The 19,308-nt window shown below is 34.8% G+C and carries 18 protein-coding genes; 15 read left to right on the top strand and 3 right to left on the bottom strand.

All coding sequences use genetic code 11. The annotated features are described in order from the left end of the window. Positions 1-162 precede the first annotated feature (162 nt). From PQO00_RS14810 to PQO00_RS14820, 3 genes are read left to right on the top strand one after another with little or no spacing between them, the layout of a single operon-like run. Positions 163-750: an RNA polymerase sigma factor gene (locus PQO00_RS14810; protein WP_274185630.1), complete on the top strand. Its 588-nt coding sequence runs from the start codon at positions 163-165 to the stop codon at positions 748-750. Further along, on the top strand, positions 740-922 hold the full coding sequence (locus PQO00_RS14815; RefSeq protein ID WP_274185631.1) for a hypothetical protein: 183 nt from the start codon (positions 740-742) through the stop codon (positions 920-922). The genes PQO00_RS14810 and PQO00_RS14815 overlap by 11 nt, the downstream gene beginning before the upstream one ends. A 33-nt stretch (positions 923-955) precedes the next feature. After that, positions 956-1,783 carry a mechanosensitive ion channel domain-containing protein gene (locus PQO00_RS14820; protein WP_274185632.1) on the top strand — a complete coding sequence of 276 codons (828 nt, stop codon included), beginning with the start codon at positions 956-958 and terminating at the stop codon, positions 1,781-1,783. Between the two features lie 309 nt (positions 1,784-2,092). On the opposite strand, the gene PQO00_RS14825 is transcribed toward PQO00_RS14820, so the two are convergent. Both PQO00_RS14825 and PQO00_RS14830 read right to left on the bottom strand, forming a co-directional pair. Then, on the bottom strand, positions 2,093-3,445 hold the full coding sequence (locus PQO00_RS14825; protein ID WP_274185633.1) for a DEAD/DEAH box helicase: 1,353 nt from the start codon (positions 3,443-3,445) through the stop codon (positions 2,093-2,095). A gap of 42 nt (positions 3,446-3,487) precedes the next feature. Further along, complete coding sequence (locus PQO00_RS14830; RefSeq protein ID WP_274185634.1) at positions 3,488-4,378, bottom strand: aldose 1-epimerase family protein; 891 nt, start codon at positions 4,376-4,378, stop codon at positions 3,488-3,490. A gap of 279 nt (positions 4,379-4,657) precedes the next feature. Here PQO00_RS14830 and PQO00_RS14835 point away from each other — a divergent pair, with 279 nt between their 5' ends. The 5 genes from PQO00_RS14835 to PQO00_RS14855 all read left to right on the top strand — a co-directional run bounded on the left by PQO00_RS14835 (position 4,658) and on the right by PQO00_RS14855 (position 10,967). Next, the gene (locus PQO00_RS14835) at positions 4,658-5,980 is read left to right on the top strand and encodes an anthranilate synthase component I family protein (protein WP_274185635.1); all 1,323 of its coding nucleotides are present in this window, start codon (positions 4,658-4,660) and stop codon (positions 5,978-5,980) included. Positions 5,981-6,261: 281 nt separating this feature from the next. Next, positions 6,262-6,900 (top strand): hypothetical protein, encoded by a 639-nt coding sequence (locus tag PQO00_RS14840; protein WP_274185636.1) that lies wholly within the window; start codon positions 6,262-6,264, stop codon positions 6,898-6,900. Positions 6,901-6,926: 26 nt separating this feature from the next. Further along, a complete protein-coding gene (gene tilS, locus PQO00_RS14845; RefSeq protein ID WP_337992853.1) occupies positions 6,927-8,216 on the top strand; it encodes a tRNA lysidine(34) synthetase TilS in 1,290 nt (429 codons plus the stop codon). 71 nt (positions 8,217-8,287) lie between these two features. Continuing rightward, positions 8,288-9,907 (top strand): adenine deaminase, encoded by a 1,620-nt coding sequence (gene ade, locus PQO00_RS14850; protein ID WP_274185637.1) that lies wholly within the window; start codon positions 8,288-8,290, stop codon positions 9,905-9,907. 97 nt (positions 9,908-10,004) lie between these two features. Next, positions 10,005-10,967, top strand: coding sequence for a YheT family hydrolase (locus tag PQO00_RS14855; RefSeq protein ID WP_274185638.1), 963 nt, complete (start codon positions 10,005-10,007; stop codon positions 10,965-10,967). Here PQO00_RS14855 and PQO00_RS14860 read toward each other — a convergent pair. Further along, positions 10,964-11,425, bottom strand: a complete 462-nt coding sequence (locus PQO00_RS14860; RefSeq protein WP_274185639.1) for an Lrp/AsnC family transcriptional regulator — start codon at positions 11,423-11,425, stop codon at positions 10,964-10,966. The genes PQO00_RS14855 and PQO00_RS14860 overlap by 4 nt on opposite strands. 163 nt (positions 11,426-11,588) lie before the next feature. On the opposite strand from PQO00_RS14860, the gene PQO00_RS14865 reads away from it, so the two are divergent. The 7 genes from PQO00_RS14865 (at position 11,589) to PQO00_RS14895 (ending at position 19,028) form a co-directional block, all read left to right on the top strand. Next, on the top strand, positions 11,589-12,539 hold the full coding sequence (locus PQO00_RS14865; protein WP_274185640.1) for an NAD-dependent epimerase/dehydratase family protein: 951 nt from the start codon (positions 11,589-11,591) through the stop codon (positions 12,537-12,539). Positions 12,540-12,572: 33 nt separating this feature from the next. Next, complete coding sequence (gene kbl / locus PQO00_RS14870) at positions 12,573-13,763, top strand: glycine C-acetyltransferase (protein WP_274185641.1); 1,191 nt, start codon at positions 12,573-12,575, stop codon at positions 13,761-13,763. Positions 13,764-14,002: 239 nt separating this feature from the next. Further along, positions 14,003-14,464: a (2Fe-2S)-binding protein gene (locus PQO00_RS14875; protein ID WP_274185642.1), complete on the top strand. Its 462-nt coding sequence runs from the start codon at positions 14,003-14,005 to the stop codon at positions 14,462-14,464. 22 nt (positions 14,465-14,486) lie between these two features. Beyond that, positions 14,487-16,640: a molybdopterin cofactor-binding domain-containing protein gene (locus PQO00_RS14880; RefSeq protein WP_274185643.1), complete on the top strand. Its 2,154-nt coding sequence runs from the start codon at positions 14,487-14,489 to the stop codon at positions 16,638-16,640. A 9-nt stretch (positions 16,641-16,649) separates the two neighbouring features. Continuing rightward, positions 16,650-17,663: an XdhC family protein gene (locus PQO00_RS14885; protein ID WP_274185644.1), complete on the top strand. Its 1,014-nt coding sequence runs from the start codon at positions 16,650-16,652 to the stop codon at positions 17,661-17,663. Between the two features lie 12 nt (positions 17,664-17,675). After that, positions 17,676-18,284 carry an NTP transferase domain-containing protein gene (locus PQO00_RS14890; RefSeq protein WP_274185645.1) on the top strand — a complete coding sequence of 203 codons (609 nt, stop codon included), beginning with the start codon at positions 17,676-17,678 and terminating at the stop codon, positions 18,282-18,284. 201 nt (positions 18,285-18,485) lie between these two features. Further along, entirely contained in the window at positions 18,486-19,028 is a 543-nt protein-coding gene (locus PQO00_RS14895; protein WP_274185646.1) for a DUF4377 domain-containing protein, read from the top strand. Positions 19,029-19,308: the final 280 nt, after the last annotated feature.

A 19,308-nucleotide genomic window follows, 5' to 3' on the forward strand; every position in this document is an offset into this window, starting at 1 on the left:
TATTTTTTAGTAAATTGTCTTACAAATTACTAAACTTTTTAAAGGTCTTTAACATAAAACTTCTTTATTTTTGTTTTTATGGATCCAAAATAAATAGGTTTTGTTCTTTAATAAGTGACATATCTTAATTATAAACAATTAAAATAGCGAAACGCGCTACATTTGAAACCCCTCGAAAATATTAATAAACTATCTGATGAAGATCTGGTAAAAGCAATTGTAAAAGACAATAACACATTGCTTTTTGAGATTTTATACGATAGGTATGCTATGCTGGTATATAATAAATGTTTGGGTTTTGCCAAGGATGAAGACGAAGCAGAGGATCTAACTCAAGATATCTTTTTAAAACTTTTTGTTACGTTGGGAAGTTTTAAAGAGAAATCGAAGTTTTCAACATGGCTGTATGCTTTTACATATAACCATTGTGTAAATTATGTAACTAGAAATACTGCAAAAAAAATAGAAAAACAGTCTGTAGATTATAAAGAGGTTGAAAACCTTTCTGAAAAAGAAGACGATGGCCATAGTTTTCTTGATATGAAAATAGATAAACTAAAAATAGCTTTAGAACTAATTTCTCCTGAAGAGAAAATGATCTTATTACTAAAATACCAGGATTTTCTTTCTATAAAAGAGATTGAAAGTGTTTTGGAAATTGGAGAAAGTGCCGTTAAAATGAGGATTAAACGCGCTAAAGATAAGTTGATAACAGTATATAACGATAATATCTTAAATAATGGAGAATAATCCGTTTAAAAACATAAACAAACCACTTAAGGAGGTTCCAAAGGAACTTAAGTCCAAGGTTATGAGAGATATTGCCATAGCTAAGTTGCTTATGGATCTTGCTGAGCTATTTTCTTATAATATAGGCGACTTGATCGAATCTGTTATGAAGCAAAGAGAAAACAAAAAATAAAGAAAAATTAAGTATAACACTAACAAAATTAAAATGGAAGAAGCAGGAAAATGGAAAGATGTAGCCCTAGAATCTTTGAGTAAGATGTGGCTTGAAATTACAGACGTATTCCCCAACATTATAGGAGCTACCCTAGTCTTGTTTATAGGCTGGTTGACGACTAAGTTCGTTGTGAAAATTATCAAGAAGGCTTTAAGACTTGCTAAAACCAACAAACTTGATGATATGATAAATGACATTGAGGTTGTTGAAGGGAAAAAGCTGAATTTTGATACTGTAAAGTTGGTGTCAAACTTTGTGAAATGGGTCATGTATATTATGCTATTGATTATGGCGTCCGATATTATGAACCTAACCATAATTTCTGAGCAAATAAATAACCTTTTGGGTTATTTACCACAATTATTTTCGGCATTGGTAATCTTTACGGTTGGATTAATTTTAGCAAATGTCATCAAGAAAAACCTAAAAGCTTTTTTTGAATCTATGGATTTATCTGGGGCTAAAATTATAAGTCAAATCGTATTTTTTATAATCCTCGTATTTACTTCCATAACAGCGTTGAACCAAGCAGGTGTTAATACCGAAATTATTACTAGTAACCTCACCATGATTTTAGCTGCTTTTTTATTGGCATTTGCTTTGGCATTTGGATTTGGTGCACAAAAAGTAGTTGGGGATGTATTAAAAGCCTTTTATACTAGAAAAACATACGAAATAGGGCAGATCATCGAATTTAACAATATAAAAGGAGAGGTTAAGACAATAGATAGTATATCTATTACGTTAAAAACAGAGGAAGGAAAATTAGTCGTTCCTATTAAAGATATAGTAGAGAGTCAAGTAAAAATCAAGGATTGACTTTAGTTAGGGTTAAAGTTTTGGTTGGTTACATTTCCGAGTTTTTAGCAACTCTCTATAACCCCCTTTTCACTTATTTGGGAAGGGGGGCATCTTTTTTTAGAACTTTTCGAAAATGAACACTGTTATGAAATCGAACATGAAATTGAACATGAAATTGAAAATGAATACTGCCTACTGAATACTGTTATGTAGTCGAAATTGAAATCGAATATGAAGTCGAAATCGAAACTAAATACTGTTTACTGCCTACTGAACACTGAACACTGAACACTGCCAACTGTTTTATTGAACACTGCCCACTAAAAACTACTTCCGCTTATTCCTTTTATTATAATTCTTATCGCCTTTTGTTTTAGGTTTCTTGTACTTTTTAGCTATTTTAAATTTATAAGAACCGCCTAAATTTTCTTTGGAATTTTTTGCGGATTTTTCATGAAATGCAGGTCCTGGAGCATCTTCATCTTTTCGTTTAGCAGGGTTGTTGCGTTCCTTTATTTGCGGACGTTCTTCTTCGATTAATTCTGTAGAAATATCAACAGCCATTGGAATTTCCAATAATGGAATCTTCATATTCATTAAAGCCTCAATACCATCAATAGACGCTTGTTCGGCCTCAGTGGAAAAAACTACCGATTGACCTTCACGTTCAGCACGCCCGGTCCTACCTATGCGATGCATATAATTTTCGGGGTAAAGCGGGGTGTCAAAATTTATGACATGCGACACGTTATCAATATCCAAACCGCGCGCCATCACATCAGTGGCAATTAAAATACGGTTGTCACCATGTCGAAATTGCTCAATACTTCGTAGCCTGTAGTTTTGGGTTTTGTTAGAATGAATCACACATAATTCGTCATGGAATATCCCGTCCAATTTTTCAAACAAGCGATCGGCCATGCGTTTATAGGCTACGAATATTAAAACCTTATTAAAAGTTTCGGCGTCATTTAGTAAATGTGTTAGTAAATTGACCTTGGTATAAAAGTTAGGAACATTATAACGTGTTTGCGAAATATTTTCAAGAGGCGTCCCCGAAACAGCAATAGAAATGCGCTCAGGACTTTTAAAGAACTCGTTAATTAAAATATCAACATCTTTTGTCATCGTTGCCGAAAACATAATATTTTGTCTACGTTCAGGTAGTATATCAAAAATATTGATTAATTGATGTCTAAAGCCTAAATCGAGCATCACATCAACTTCATCAATGACTAGCTTTTGTATCGATTTAAGCTGTAAAACCCTGCTTAAGGCCAAATCGTATAACCTTCCGGGCGTGGCTACCAGAATATCGATGCCCTCTGCTATTGCTTGTTTCTGGGTATTGATATTAGTCCCGCCATAAACCCCTAAGACGCGGTTGTTAATGTATTTGGAAAGCTTTTCAATTTCATCTACCACTTGAACCACTAATTCGCGTGTAGGTACTAAAACCAAAACACGTGGATTTTCTTGAGTAGAATATTTTAAATTTTTAATAATGGGCAGCATATAGGCAAAGGTTTTCCCTGTACCAGTCTGTGCGATACCTACCATGTCCTTACCAGAACAAACCACATTAAATGCTTGTTCTTGAATAGGCGTAGGGGTGGTAAAGCCCAAATCACTTAATGCATTATAAAGTGGGGTATTTAAATTTAAATTTTCAAAACTCAAAATGATGCTATTTAGCTGGCAAAGTTAAGCTTAATATTTTTTTTAGGCTAAATGCCTGTCGTGTATTTCAATACTATAGGACACTTTAAATGTTTGTTGTGGCATTAAAGTTAAAATGCCCTCTTTCTCTTTTAGGTTCTGGTTGGTGCTTTCGCTATCTGTAATCCCAAGCCAAGGCTCAATACAAACATAGTTACCATTAGGTTTTGCCCAAATACCTAAATAGGGGAAGTCTTTATAACTAACGGTTAGAACAGGGCCGTACAATGTACTGTTTAAAGTCACTTTTTTAGACTTTAAATCTTTAAAAATAAGTGCATCGTCATTGAATAGATCATGCTTTAGGTTCAAGATATTAGAGTTTTTAAAAACGGTTCTGGTCTTATTGGAAATCAAACCATTTTCCATGTTGATTAAATGCATTTCAGAATTCTCGATACATTCAAACTCTAAGTAATAATCATTATAAGTTTCATTGTTATATACAGGGCATTTAAAAGCGGGGTGTCCACCTAGTGAAAAATACATGGTCTTATCATCATGGTTTTTAATAGTATGTGTTATGGTAATGGTGTGGTCTATGAGTTGATAAGTAATAAAAAAATCAAACTTAAATGGGTATATTTTTAATGAGTCTTTATCATAGCTTAATCTAAAGGTTAAGGAATCCTGATTTTGTTCCTCTAATACTAAGGTGTCATTGTTTCTTATAAAACCATGTTTAGGTAATGTATATTTTTTATTTTCGAAAAAGTAAGTACCGTCTTTTAATGCACCAATAATTGGGAATAGGTTAGGCGCATAGCTGCCCCAAATCTCTGGATTGGCATGCCACATAAAATCGATTTCGTCTTTAACCGAAGTGATTTTACACAGTTCTGCACCCCTTTTTTTTATTGCTATTTTTAATTTTTCGTTTTCTAAAGTGAGCATGAAAATGACCTATTTTTAATAATCGAATTGTTTAGATGAAGTGGTTTGAATTACCCAGTCAAGCTGAGCACATGTTTTTTGATTGAAGCGAAAAATAGTAATTTTATTCCCAAATGAAGTCTTTTTGAGCTGCATAGTACTGCTACGGAGTAATAAAAAGACAAAATTAGGGGATAAAAGAGCATTTTGCAGCCAATTATAAAAAGTTTAAACCACTTCAATGACAAAACTTGTAATTTTTTAAGGATTCTAACTAACTTTACGCATTAAATTTTATTATTGAGGACAACACAAATTCACAATTTAGACAATACTGATCAATTTAAAAATCAATTACTGATTTGGAGTCAGCAATTTGATGATGTTGTTTGGTTGGATTCTAATAACTATAAACAAAATTATTCCAACTACGAAGCGGTCTTGGCAGTAGATGCTTTTACTAGTATTCAAACGAATTTTGAAGGAAGCTTTGACATGCTCAAAGAATATCAAACCAATGTGAACGATTGGATTTTTGGGTACTTAACGTACGATCTAAAAAATGATGTTGAAGATTTAAGCTCTAAAAATTTTGATAGCCTAGAGTTTCCGGATTTGTATTTTTTTCAACCTAAAAAGTTGTTTCTGTTTAAGGGGGATCAAGTCGAAATACAGTACTTGAATTGTGTGGATGATGCCTTTGAGGAAGATTTAAAAAACATATGTCATTGCGAAGCCTGCCTGTCGGCAGACAGGGAGGTACAACGTGGCAATCTCTCAAATGAAGAGAATCAAGTAAAAATAAAACTCCGTATCCACAAAGATGAGTACTTTGAAAAGGTAAAAAACATGCTTGCACATATTCATCGGGGCGATATTTATGAAGCCAATTTTTGTCAGGAGTTTTATGCAGAGAATACCAGCATTCATCCATTGGAAACCTATTTGAAACTTAATAGTATTTCTAAGCCTCCATTTGCAACATTCTTAAAATTTGGTAATAAATATTTGTTGTCGGCATCTCCAGAACGTTATTTAAAAAGAGAAGGAGAAGTGATTATTTCGCAACCTATAAAAGGAACTGCCAAACGCTCTGAAGATATATTGGAAGATGAAAAGCTAAAAGAAGTCTTATCCCAAGACATAAAAGAACGCAGTGAAAACATTATGATTGTCGATTTGGTGCGTAACGACCTATCTAAAACCGCTATAAAAGGTAGTGTGAAAGTAGAAGAACTGACCAAGGTGTATACTTTCGATCAAGTGCATCAAATGATCTCTACTGTAACCTCAAAGATTGAAGAAACAACACATGCGGTCGATGTTATTAAGAGTACATTCCCAATGGGAAGTATGACGGGAGCTCCTAAGATTTCTGCCATGCGAATTATTGAAGATTTAGAAGAAACCAAAAGAGGGTTGTATTCTGGATCTGTAGGCTATTTTTCTCCTACAGGCGATTTCGATTTTAATGTGGTTATTAGAAGTATTCTTTATAATGAAACCAAAAAGTATGTGTCTTATTCTGTAGGCAGTGCCATTACAGCGAAGAGTGATCCCTTACAAGAATATGAGGAGTGTCTGGTTAAAGCTAAGGCCATGCGAACGGTTTTGGAAAGCTGATTTCAGTATTCAGTGTTCAGTGTTCAGTATTCAGTGTTCAGTGTTCAGTGTTCAGTTTCAATTTCGACTTCAACTTCATAACAGTGTTCAGTATTCAGTATTCGGTGTTCAGTGTTCAGTGTTCAGTTTCAATTTCAACTTCGATTTCATTTTCATAACAGTGTTCAGTTTCAATTTCGATTTCGACTTCAGTTTCATTTTCAATTTCATTAACTTTGAAAAGTATATTAATAAAGGAGTATCTTCCTTAAACCAAAAAAATAAAATTATAAGTTTGTATTATGAAAAAAGCAATAAGTATTTTATGGATCGGTTTATTAGTTTTAGGTTGTAAAAAAAATACCAATGTTCCAATGTTTTTTGATTATGGTTCGGTAAAAGAAGGCGTATATGATAATACTTTTTTTAAGTTTAAGCTACCTATAAATCCAGACTGGTATATATTAAATAATGATGAAGCAGATCGGCTCTATCAATCTGGTAATGATTTAGTTTCTGGAAATAATGAATCCTTAAAAAAAACATTGGATGCCTCTATGGTCAATGTTGCTAAGTTGATTACTGTTTTTAAATTAGAACTAGGGGCCACAGACGATTTTAATCCTTCCATACTTATAAATGCAGAAAACCTGAAAAATTACCCAGGGGTAGATACTCCTACAAAGTATTTAGCACAAGCTAAAGCATTGATTCGTCGATCCGCTATGGATATTGAGTACATTGAAGAAAAAGATAAAGTACAAATTGGATCTCAAGATTTCGTGTTTATGAGTTTAAAAAATAAGGGGTACGGATATGAGATTCTCCAAGATTATTATGTGACCTTAAAAAAAGGGTTTGCCATATCATTTATTATGTCTTATACTACAGAAGAAGACAAGGATGTATTATACAAGATGTTCGATAAACTTAAAATTTAAAAATTATAAACGATTTTAAGCACCATATCCGTGAGAACCTACCTTTCCTTAATGAAAGTAGGCTTCTTATTGCTATTTCTGGAGGACTGGATAGTGTGGTTCTAACCCATTTATGTTATCAATTAAATCTAAATATTGCTTTAGTGCATTGTAATTTTAATCTGAGGGGAAAAGAAAGCGATGCCGATGAAGATTTTGTGTTACAATTAGCCGAAGATTTAGATTTAGAAGTATTTATAGAAAGTTTTGACACAAAGAACTATTCTAGTGCAAATAAGCTGTCAACACAAATGGCAGCACGAAAACTGCGCTATGATTGGTTTGAAGAGCTAGCTGAACAGTTACAATTCGATTATATTTTAACGGCACATCATGCAGACGATAATCTGGAAACCTTTTTGATTAATTTATCCAGAGGCACAGGCTTAGATGGTTTAACAGGAATTCCAGCGGTTAATAATCATATCATTAGACCACTGTTGCCATTTTCAAGAGAGGTTATTGAAACGTATGCAAAAGAAAACCATCTTAAATGGCAGGAAGATAGCAGTAATGCCTCTACTAAATATTTAAGGAACAAACTAAGACATGATGTGATCCCTGTTTTAAAAGAGATCAATCCACAATTGTTACAAAATTTTCAGAACACACTTAAAAATTTAAACGACACAGCAGATATCGTAGAAGAAAGTGTGGCGGCGGTATTAAATCGTGCTATTAAGACCATAGACAAACATCAAACAGTATTCAAGGTTTCAGAATTTAAAAAATTAAAGAACCCGAAGGCTTATTTGTTTGAGGCGCTTAAGGCATATGGGTTTACAGAATGGAACGATATTGTTAGTTTGTTAGATGCCCAATCTGGAAAGCAGATACGGTCCTCTACACATCGTTTAATAAAGGATAGAGAACATATTTTGCTAAGTGGGATCGATTCAGGAACGGATGAAGAATTGATTACAATTTCTGAAACAGATACGCAAGTAAAAACAGGTTTGGGCCTATTGTTTTTTGATGAGGCCGATGCCATTACCGTAAAAAACAATCATACTATTTATGTAGATAAAAGCACGCTAACATACCCGTTAACAGTTAGAAAATGGAAAGATGGTGATTTGTTTTTTCCTATAGGGATGTCTGGTAAAAAGAAACTGAGTAAGTATTTTAAAGACGAAAAATTATCGTTGTTGGATAAGGAAAAAGTTAGGTTATTATGCTCAGGTGAAGATGTCGTATGGGTACTGGGCAAGCGCGCGGACAACCGCTTTAGGGTCCATGAAAAAACAAAGCATATTTTAAAGGTAGAATTAAAGTAATATGGCCATTCCTTATCACACTGAGTGTAGTCATAGTAAAGACAGAAACCTATTTTAATAAGATACATTATTTGAAATTACAAGGACAAATAGTCGATATACAAAACAGACGAATTTACAAAGGAGAGATCACTATTGCAGATGGTAAAATAAAGGCTATTATAGAAAAAGAGCATCCCAATAACCAATATATCCTTCCAGGATTTGTAGATGCTCATATACATATAGAAAGTTCTATGTTAGTGCCTAGTGAGTTTGCCAGATTAGCAGTTAAGCATGGTACGGTAGCAACCGTTTCCGATCCTCATGAAATAGCAAATGTCCTGGGGGTTAAAGGCGTCGAATTTATGATTGGCAATGGTAAAAAGGTGCCTTTCAAATTCAATTTTGGAGCCCCGTCTTGTGTACCGGCTACCCATTTTGAATCTGCAGGAGCCGTTATAGGTTCTGATGCAATAAAAGCATTGCTTGAAAACCCGGATATCAAGTATTTAGCAGAAATGATGAATTATCCTGGTGTGTTGTTTGATGATGATGAGGTTCTAAAAAAAATAGCTTGGGCGAAATATTATAATAAACCCATTGATGGTCATGCCCCCGGTTTAAGGGGAGATGCTATTACAAAATATATCAATGCCGGAATTTCTACAGACCATGAATGTTTTACTTACGAAGAAGCTTTAGAAAAGCTTGAGAAAGGCATGAAAGTTCTTATTAGGGAAGGAAGTGCTGCTAAAAACTTTGAAGCCTTAATAGATTTACTTCCAGAGCATTTTGAAAATATAATGTTTTGTAGTGATGACAAGCACCCCGATGATCTGCTATTGCACCATATTGATAATTTATGTGCTAGAGCCGTAGCCAAAGGAATAGACATTTTTAAAGTATTAAAAGCGGCCTGTATTAATCCTGTAAAACATTACAATTTGGATGTTGGTTTACTTCAAGAAGGGGCATTTGCAGATTTTATTATTGTTGAAGATTTAATTAAATTTAAAACCATTCAAACTTATATAAATGGCGAACTGGTTTTTGATAAAGGCACCTCTTTAATACAACCAGTAGCTTTTGAAAACCTTAATAACTTCAATTGCGATAAAAAAGAAGTATCGGATTTTAGATTCGAATCATCGTCAAAACAAATTCGCGTTATAGAAGCTTTAGAAGGTCAATTGGTTACAAACGAACTTATCGCCAATGCTTCAATTCTAGATGGAAATCTGGTTTCCAATATTGAAACCGATATTCTTAAAATGGCAGTTGTTAATCGTTATCAAAATCAAAAACCAATGATGGGCTTTATTAAGAATTTTGGATTAAAAGAAGGGGCTATAGCATCTTCCGTTGGTCATGATTCGCACAATATTATTGTAGTAGGTGTTAGTGACGATGCTATTTGTAGAGCAGTGAACTTGCTCATTGAGCATAAAGGCGGGGTTTGTGCCATTTCTAATTCCGAAGCAAAGATCGTGTCACTTCCCGTAGCGGGTATTATGAGCGATAAGGACGGTGAAATTATAGGAAAACAATATGCTAAGTTGGATGCTATGGCAAAACACTTGGGGAGCGGTCTTCATGCCCCATATATGACATTATCGTTTATGGCTTTATTGGTAATTCCCTCGTTAAAGCTAAGCGATAAAGGATTGTTTAATGGCACCGATTTTAAATTCACATCTCTTGAAGTTTAATTTTTTGAAATATGAAATTGAAGTCGAAATTGAAATTGAAATCGAAATCGAAATTGAATGCTGAACACCTCAAACCTAATCCCTAATTCCTCACAAATTGCCAGTAATAGAATCAAAATATAAGCCTTTCTTCTTTTTTAAAAACGGGTTCATTTCAACCGTCTATTCCGGTTTGGTAAGACGGGTTAAAGGTCTTAAACAAGAGCGGGAACGCATCACGTTGTTTGATGGGGATTTTATCGATTTGGATTGGAGTTTTTCAAAAGAGAAAACAAAGCGGCTTGTTATTTTGTTACATGGATTGGAAGGAAACGGACAGCGACCATATATGACAGGTGCCGCAAAGCTTTTTAATAGTAAAGGTATAGATGCGGTTTGTGTGAATTTTAGAGGCTGTAGTGGTGAAGATAATTTAAAATATCGCAGCTATCATTCTGGAGCCACAGAAGATTTAGAGGCTATTATTGCTTATGTTATTTCAGAAAAAGAATATTCAGAAATTTACCTAAAAGGTATCAGTCTGGGGGCTAATATGATTTTAAAATATTTGGGAGAAAGAACGGTAGTACCTGCTCAAATAAAGGCCGCAGTAACGGCCTCGGCACCCTGTTACTTATATGGTTCGGCCAAGGCATTGCATACTTTAAAGAACAAACTGTATCACGATCGGTTTTTAAAACATTTGGTAAAACGTTTAAAAAATAAACAACAACATTTTAAAGAAGATTTAAGTATTAAAGAGGTGGCAGCTATAAAAACACTGTTCGATTTTGATAATCTCTATACGGCCAAAGCACATGGTTTTAAAGACGCTTTAGATTATTATGAAAAGTGCAGCTGCTTGCAATTTCTTCCTAATATTAAGATTCCTACTTTAATTATTAACGCTTTAAACGATTCGTTTTTATCTCCAGAATGTTATCCGGTTAAAGAAGCAAAAAACAACGCTAATCTTTATTTGGAAATGCCCCCATATGGAGGGCATGTAGGGTTTGTGGACAAAAAGAATGTTTACTACAACGAAAAACGGGCCTTAGAGTTTGTTACAGGCGCCTATTAGATATAAAACTCCGAGGAGTGTTTGATATCTTTTAGGACAAATGTACTATTCAATACCCCTATATTTTCAATTTTAGAAAGTTTGTACTTCACGAAGTTATGATAATCTTCTAGGCCCTTTGTGTTTATTTTTAAAATGAAATCCACCTGACCGGCCATATGGTAACATTCTTGTACTTCGTCTAAGTTTTGAATTTGTTCTTCAAACTTTTCGATGAAAGCTTCGCTATGATAGCGCATAGATACTTGGCATATAGTAGTTACCGGTCGTTCTAGCAATTTTTTATCAAGTATGGCCACGTACTTTTTAATAAACCCTTGACTTTCAAGTCTACGGATACGCTCGTAAACAGGAGAAGGTGTTAAGTTTAAAATTTTAGCGATCTCTTTAGCTGTTTTTTTAGAGTCCTTTTGTAAAATTCTAAGTATGGTAATGTCTGTTTGGTCTAAATTTTCCATAATATGTTAAATAAAAATTATTGTAAATACAGATTAATTTATTGTTTAAAAGTAAATATAGCTGCAATTTATTAATAAAAAAGATAAAATTACTTAAATATATTATGTATTTTGTTTTAAAAGCTGTATTATTTACTTTTGAAAGTAAATAATGCTTTTTTTTATGAATACAACGATTTTAATAATAGGGGCTCATGGACAGGTAGGACGCGTGCTTACAGAATCATTACAGGATAAATATGGAAGAGAAAGCGTTATTGCTTCAGATATAAGAAAAGATGAAAATGCAAATGGTATATTTGAAGTTATCGATGCCACGGATTTCGATAGAATCAAGGAAGTGGTTATACAGTATAAAGTCACTCAGATTTATCATTTAGCAGCCATTTTATCTGCTAAAGGAGAAGAAAATCCATTGAAAACTTGGGATATTAATATAAAAACCTGGCTGAACGTTCTGGAGGTCTCTAGAATTTGTCATGTAGAAAAGGTGTTTTACCCAAGTTCGATAGCTGTTTTTGGCAATAGCGCTCCTAGAAATAATACCCCTAATAATGCTTATTTAGACCCAACGACCGTATATGGTATTAGTAAAGTAGATGGTGAAAACTGGGCGCAATATTACCATATTAAATACGGTTTGGATGTAAGGTCTATTCGCTATCCTGGTATTATAGGGTATCAGTCATTGCCAGGTGGTGGCACTACAGATTACGCCGTAGATATTTATCACAAAGCAGTTTTAAATGAAAAGTTTATTTGTTTTTTAAATGAAGGCACGGTATTACCTATGATTTTTATAGATGATGCTATTAGGGCTACTATTGAGATTATGGAAGCACCCGCAGAAAAAATAAAGGTGAGAACATCATATAACATAGCGGGGATCAGTTTTTCACCAAAAGAAGTGGCATCAGAAATTCATAAAAGATACCCCGATTTTAAAATTGACTATAAACCGGATTTCAGACAAAATATTGCTGAGGGCTGGCCAAGGTCTATAGATGATTCTGAAGCGCGAATGGACTGGGGCTGGAAACCTGTATACGACTTAGGGGCTATTACAGATACCATGATTCGTGAGCTGAAATCACAATATGAAATGACCATTTAAGTTTAAAAGTATTATCAAAAAAATAAAACGATTATGTATTCTAACATAAAGAACGATTTACAGAATGAAATTGAAGAAATTAAGGCAGCAGGATTATATAAATCCGAAAGGATTATAACAACGCCCCAAGGTTCGGAAATAAGCACAACAACGTCATCTGAGGTACTGAACTTTTGTGCCAATAACTATTTAGGGTTATCATCACACCCTGAAGTTATTGATGCCGGTAAAAAAGCCATTGATTCTCATGGGTATGGTTTGTCTTCTGTACGTTTTATTTGTGGTACACAGGATATTCACAAAGAATTAGAGCAAAAAACAGCCTCATTTTTGGGGATGGAGGATTGTATTTTATATGCTGCTGCATTTGATGCCAATGGTGGTGTCTTTGAACCTATTTTAAATGCAGAGGATGCTATTATTTCTGATGCTTTAAACCATGCTTCCATAATTGATGGGATTCGTTTGTGTAAAGCACAACGATTTAGATATGCACATAACGATATGGCAGATTTAGAAGCACAGCTCATTCAAGCTGAAGGAGCACGTAGAAAATTAATAGTTACAGATGGTTCTTTTTCAATGGACGGAACCATTGCTCAGCTTGATAAAATATGTGATTTGGCCGATAAGTACAATGCTATGGTCATGGTCGATGAATGTCATTCCACAGGTTTTATTGGTAAAACAGGCCGTGGTACCCATGAATATAGAAATGTTATGGGGCGTGTAGATATTATAACAGGTACCTATGGTAAAGCTTTAGGAGGTGCTTCAGGTGGATTCACGGCAGCAAGAAAGGAAATAGTGGAATTATTAAGACAACGTTCTAGACCGTATTTGTTTTCAAATACGGTAGCACCCTCCATAGTCGGGGCTTCTATTAGAGTGTTGGACATACTAAGTGAATCTACAGCCCTTCGTGATAAGTTGGAAGCTAACACTAAATATTTTAGAAAAGAGATGACGGCTGCTGGATTTGATATTGTACCTGGAGATCATCCCATAGTTCCTGTTATGTTATACGAAGCGACATTGGCACAAGAGTTTGCTTCAAAATTATTGGAAGAAGGTATTTATGTTATTGGTTTTTTCTATCCAGTAGTACCAAAAGGAAAAGCCAGAATACGTGTTCAACTATCTGCAGGACATGAACGCCATCATTTGGATAAAGCGATCAAAGCCTTTACTAAAATAGGGAAGGCACTTGGTGTGATTTCCTAAAAAGACGGAAATTTAAAGAAAATTTTACGACGATATTTTTTCAGAAGCTGCCGGTAGTGATATATATCACTACCGGCGGCTTTATATTTTGATATGTTTCTTCATGGTTTTCAGGGGTTTGGGCTTATATTGAGGTTTAATATTTTTTATTAAAAAATGTTAAAACAGGTGTCATAGCCCAAAGTGATCTTTGTTTTTTTGTACATTTAAGCGAATACACCTAATTTAACACTTCAAATATGCCAACCTTTAATTTAAAAATTAATAATAAAAAACATACTGTAGAGGTAGATGCAGATACCCCTTTACTTTGGGTTTTAAGAGATCAAATAGATTTAGTAGGAACTAAATATGGTTGTGGTATTGGTCAATGTGGTGCCTGTACAGTGCATGTAGATGGCCAAGCTGTGAGAAGCTGCCTGCTTCCGGTTTCGCAGGCAGAGAGCATGGACATTACCACTATAGAAGGGCTTTCTAAAGATGGCAACCATCCTGTACAGCAAGCGTGGAAAGCCATTGATGTTCCCCAATGTGGCTATTGTCAATCTGGACAAATAATGACGGCTTCGGCATTTCTGAACCAGAATTCAAATCCAAGCAATTCGGAAATAAGAGATGCTATGCATGGAAATATATGTCGCTGTGCATCATATAATAGTATAGAAAAAGCAGTAAAAGTAGCCGCGGAAAAAATAAGTTAAACCCCACTAAATAAGAAACAAAATGAATCTTTCAAAACAACAAACATTCAGTAGAAGATCATTCTTAAAAACTTCTGCGTTGGCAAGTGGTGGCATGCTTATTAGCTTTAACTTGTTTACGGCTTGTAAATCGGATGTAAGACCACCTATAGATATTAGTCAGTTAAACTTTAATGACTTTAATGCCTTTATAAAAATTTCGGACGAAGGGAAGGTCACGATATTTTCTCCAAACCCAGAAATTGGTCAAGGCGTAAAAACGGCCATGCCAATGCTTATTGCAGAAGAACTGGATGTACTTTGGGAAGATGTATACGTACAGCAGGGAAACCTTGATACAGAAAATTACGCGCGACAGGTGGCTGGTGGTAGTCAATCCATAAGAAGTAGTTGGGAACCTTTAAGACAGACAGGTGCAACAGCAAAACAAATGTTAGTGAATGCCGCAGCGGCCAAATGGGGGGTGTCAGCTTCAGAATGTAAGGCATCACAAGGGGTTATTACAAATGCAAAGGGTGAAAAACTTGGCTATGGAGATGTTGTAAAAGAAGCAGCCTTACTGGAAGTGCCAGAAGATGTTAAGCTAAAAGACCCCAAGGATTTTACCATTATAGGTAAAGATATTGGTAATGTCGATCTCGATAAAATTGTTACAGGAAAACCTTTGTTTGGCTTGGACTATAAGGAAGAAGGGATGGTGTATGCGTCTGTTTTAAGACCACCGGCTTTTGGACAGGTTTTAGAATCTTTTGATGATACGGATGCTAGACATGTTAATGGCGTTGTCGATGTTATTAAGTTTGGAGATAAAATAGCCGTTTTGGCAACCAGTACATGGGCAGCTATGAAAGGGAAAAAAGTATTGAAGGCCGAATGGAAACAGGATTCTGAAGCAGAGAGTACAGCATTTCACAATGAAGAATTACTTAAAATATTAAATGGAAATAAGTTTGATACGCGTAGAAAAGATGGTCATGTAAAAAAAGCATTTGCAGAGGCAGATAAAGTTTTAGAACGTATTTACGAGTCACCGTTCTTGCCCCATAACTGTATGGAGCCCATGAATTTCTTTGCTCATGTTACTAAGGAGAAGATAAACTTGGTAGGCCCTATCCAGACTCCAAAATGGACAGCAGATAGGGTTGCAGAACTTTTGGATAGAGATGTTAGTGAAGTGTCCTTGAAAATGACCAGAATGGGGGGGGGTTTTGGCAGACGGTTATATGGAGACTTTGCCTTAGAAGCTGCAGAAGTTTCAAATTCGGCAAAAAAACCTGTAAAAGTAGTGTTCTCCCGAGAAGATGATATGTGTGCCGGGACATATAGACCAGCAACAAAATATAAAATAGCAGCATCTATTAAAGATGGTAAATTAACAGGATACCATTTAAAAGAAGCAGCCATTAATGGTAATATGTATGGCCTGATTCCAAATTTCTTTCCGGCAGCAGCACTGGATAATTATCAGGTAGACACTGCTAATTATAAAAGTAATATAACCACAGGTGCCTGGAGAGCGCCTTATACTAACTTTTTGGCAAGTGCAGAACAATGCTTTTTTGATGAATTGGCTGAGGTCATGGAAGTTGATCGTATTCAGTTACATTTAGATTTATTGGAAAACGTAAAAAGTAATCCCGAACCCAATATAGAATACAGTCCAGAACGTTTACAAGGTGTTATAAAAATGGTGGTCGATAAATCCAATTGGGGAAAAACGGAAGCGGGTGTTTATCAAGGGTTTTCGGTATATTATTGTCATAACACCCATGTTGCCGAAGTAGCAGATATTGTTATGGAAAATGGCAACCCCATAGTTAAAAAAGTGACCTGTGCCGTAGATTGTGGCATTGTTGTAAATCCGCTAGGGGCCATAAACCAAATAAAAGGAGGTATTATAGATGGTATTGGCCATGCCTTGTATGGCGAATTGGTATTTAAAGATGGGGTGCCTCAATCTAATAACTTTAATAGTTATCAATTAATAAGAATGGGGCAGACGCCCCAGATAGATGTTCATTTTGTTAAAAGCGATGTTGCTCCAACGGGTTTAGGAGAACCAACATTGCCACCAGCAGGCGCAGCTGTAGCCAATGCCATTTATAAAGCTACGGGAAAAAGATTAACCAAACAGCCTTATATCGATAATATGGATTTAGAAAAAGTAGTAGGATAAGCTTCGTCTATGACACATGAATTTAAGGACATCGTTGATCAGGCTGAAATAGCTCGTAAAAAAGGAATCAGATCGGTTTTGGCATCTGTTGTAGCACTTGATGGATCTTCCTATAGGAAGCCTGGTGTGCGGATGCTTATTCTAGAAGATGGAGGTATGATTGGTGCCGTGAGTGGTGGGTGTGTAGAAAAAGAGATCTTGTTACAGTCTGAATCTGTTTTTAAAACAGGGAAACCTAAAATAATGACGTATGATGGTAGGTATAGATTGGGCTGTGAAGGTGTTTTGTATATTTTAATAGAATTGTTTGAACCAGATATAGCCTTTAAAAAGGCTTTTTCCCGTACTCAGGAAGAAAGAGATTCATTTGAGATTTGGTCCTATTTTGATAAGAAAGAAGGGAGTGCTTTAGGCATAGGGTCTTGGGTAAAAATTAAAGAGTCGTTTTTTTCATTACAAAGTGATAAACAAAAAGCTGATAGTGCTTTGTCTATTTTTAAACAAAGTATGCCACCATGCTTTAAGCTTGTTATTATAGGCGCAGAACATGATGCCGTACAATTATGTAAATATGCAGCATTGACAGGGTGGGAGGTTGTCGTTATTTCTGGACCATCAGAGTCTAAATCCATTATGAATTTCCCGGGAGCTACTGGTTTTCAGGCAGTATCGGCAGAAAACATGGAGATATCATCCATCGATAATCAGACAGCTGTAGTATTGATGACTCACAATTTCGCCAATGATTTAAGGTATTTAGTTCGATTAAAAAAAGCTAATCCTGTTTATATTGGGGTATTGGGCCCTAAAAAACGAAGAGAAGATTTGCTGTCTCAATTTATTGAATATTGCCCAGATGTAGAAGACGCTTTTTTAGATAGTATTCATGGACCGGCAGGAATTAATATAGGTTCTGAAACACCTCAGGAAATTGCGGTTTCCATTGTTGCAGAAATATTGGCTGTAGCTAGAAAGCAAGACCCAGTATCGTTAAGTAAAAAAACAGGTAAGATCCATTCCTAATATTTTTTAATAGTGTCCAAGCATACTTTACATATTCCCATAGTTATTTTAGCAGCGGGAGCTTCAAAACGTATGGGAACGGCAAAGCAGTTACTGGCTTGGGGAAACCATACGCTTATAGGGCATGCTGTTCAAACAGCATTAAAAACAACAGAAGATGTATATGTGGTTTTGGGAGCAAATTACCCTGCCATTAAAAATGAAATAACTAAGTTTCCCGTAACGATTATTCAGAATAAAAACTGGAAATTGGGTTTGGGTAAATCCATAGCTTATGCCGCAGAGCACCTTCTTGATTTAAAAACCGAGGTTGATGCGGTACTTATTTGTTTGGCAGATCAACCATTTATAGATTCTGACTTTTTAAATACTCTAATTAAAAATTTTAGCCCTGATACAGATCAAATCATAGCTACTTCATATAAAAAAGGTCTTTCTGGTGTTCCGGTAATTTTTGATAAGGTGTACTTGGCAGAACTCTCAAGATTAGGTGATGATAGGGGAGCAAAAAGCCTTCTGAAAAAATATGCTTCTTTGGTAAAGGCCTTTAAGCCTCAATTGGAAAATATTGATTTAGATTATAGGGAAGATTACGAAAGGCTTTATAAAAGTCAGTTGTAGATAGCTATGATTTTTAAATCCCCATTTTTTATCATGAAACTCGGTAAGCATATCACCATAAAACATTTGTTATCCATGATCAAAAAATGATCGGACTACGATTTTATCCAGACAAGGTAATCTGAGTATGTTGGCAATAATTTGACGCAACCTTTTAAGACTTAAGCATCTAGAGATTAATAACTAAATCTAAAAAAAAATATGAAAAAGCAAATTTTATTTTTAATGATTATTGGAATTTTATTGTCCTGTTCCAATGATGATGGAAATCAATCTCAAACTATTGATATGCGAATTAACCATTATCAAAATACAGGTATTGGAGAAGGGTTATTTTTGACTTTATTAGTACAGGAAAATAACAATATTGGTTCTGATATTTGGACTAAATTTTATAATTCTATAGAAGGATTTAATTATCAACCAGGATTTATTTATGATGTTAGAGTAATCGTTGAACAAGTTGACAATCCTCCTGCAGATGGTAGTTCATTAAAATATACGCTACAAGAAATAATATCAGCTCAAGAGGTTGATAATGAAACTCAATTTGATATAGACTTAAAAATAAATGGAGAAAGTTTTGTTACTACAACTTCTGGCTATAAACTTTTAAACCAAATAGGGATTGATTGCAATAATTTTTGTGATGAATTAGATGAGATACTTCAAAATCAAGATTTCGTAGTTGGAACTTTTAAGCGACTTCAAAATAATGTAGTACAGTTGATTGAACTTGAATAAAAACTATAGCCAACAATTGTAATCGTTGCACAAAGCAATAAAAAACATACACACTAATTCAAAAGCGCTTTAAAGGGGCTTTTGTTTTTACTATAAATCACTTCATTAAATAAATATAAAAATAATAGGTTGTTGTGGTTTTGTTTGAGATTTTTACTTTTAAAATGTTCACAAAAAAATTGATTATAAAAGTCTCTGGAGATATAGAAGAACGGTTAGTATCAGAGGAGCGATATGGATGTGCTTAGGGAATTCCCGATACCTTATGACACAATAACAG

It is taken from the genome of Flavivirga sp. 57AJ16, assembly GCF_028736925.1.
Taxonomy (GTDB): domain Bacteria; phylum Bacteroidota; class Bacteroidia; order Flavobacteriales; family Flavobacteriaceae; genus Flavivirga.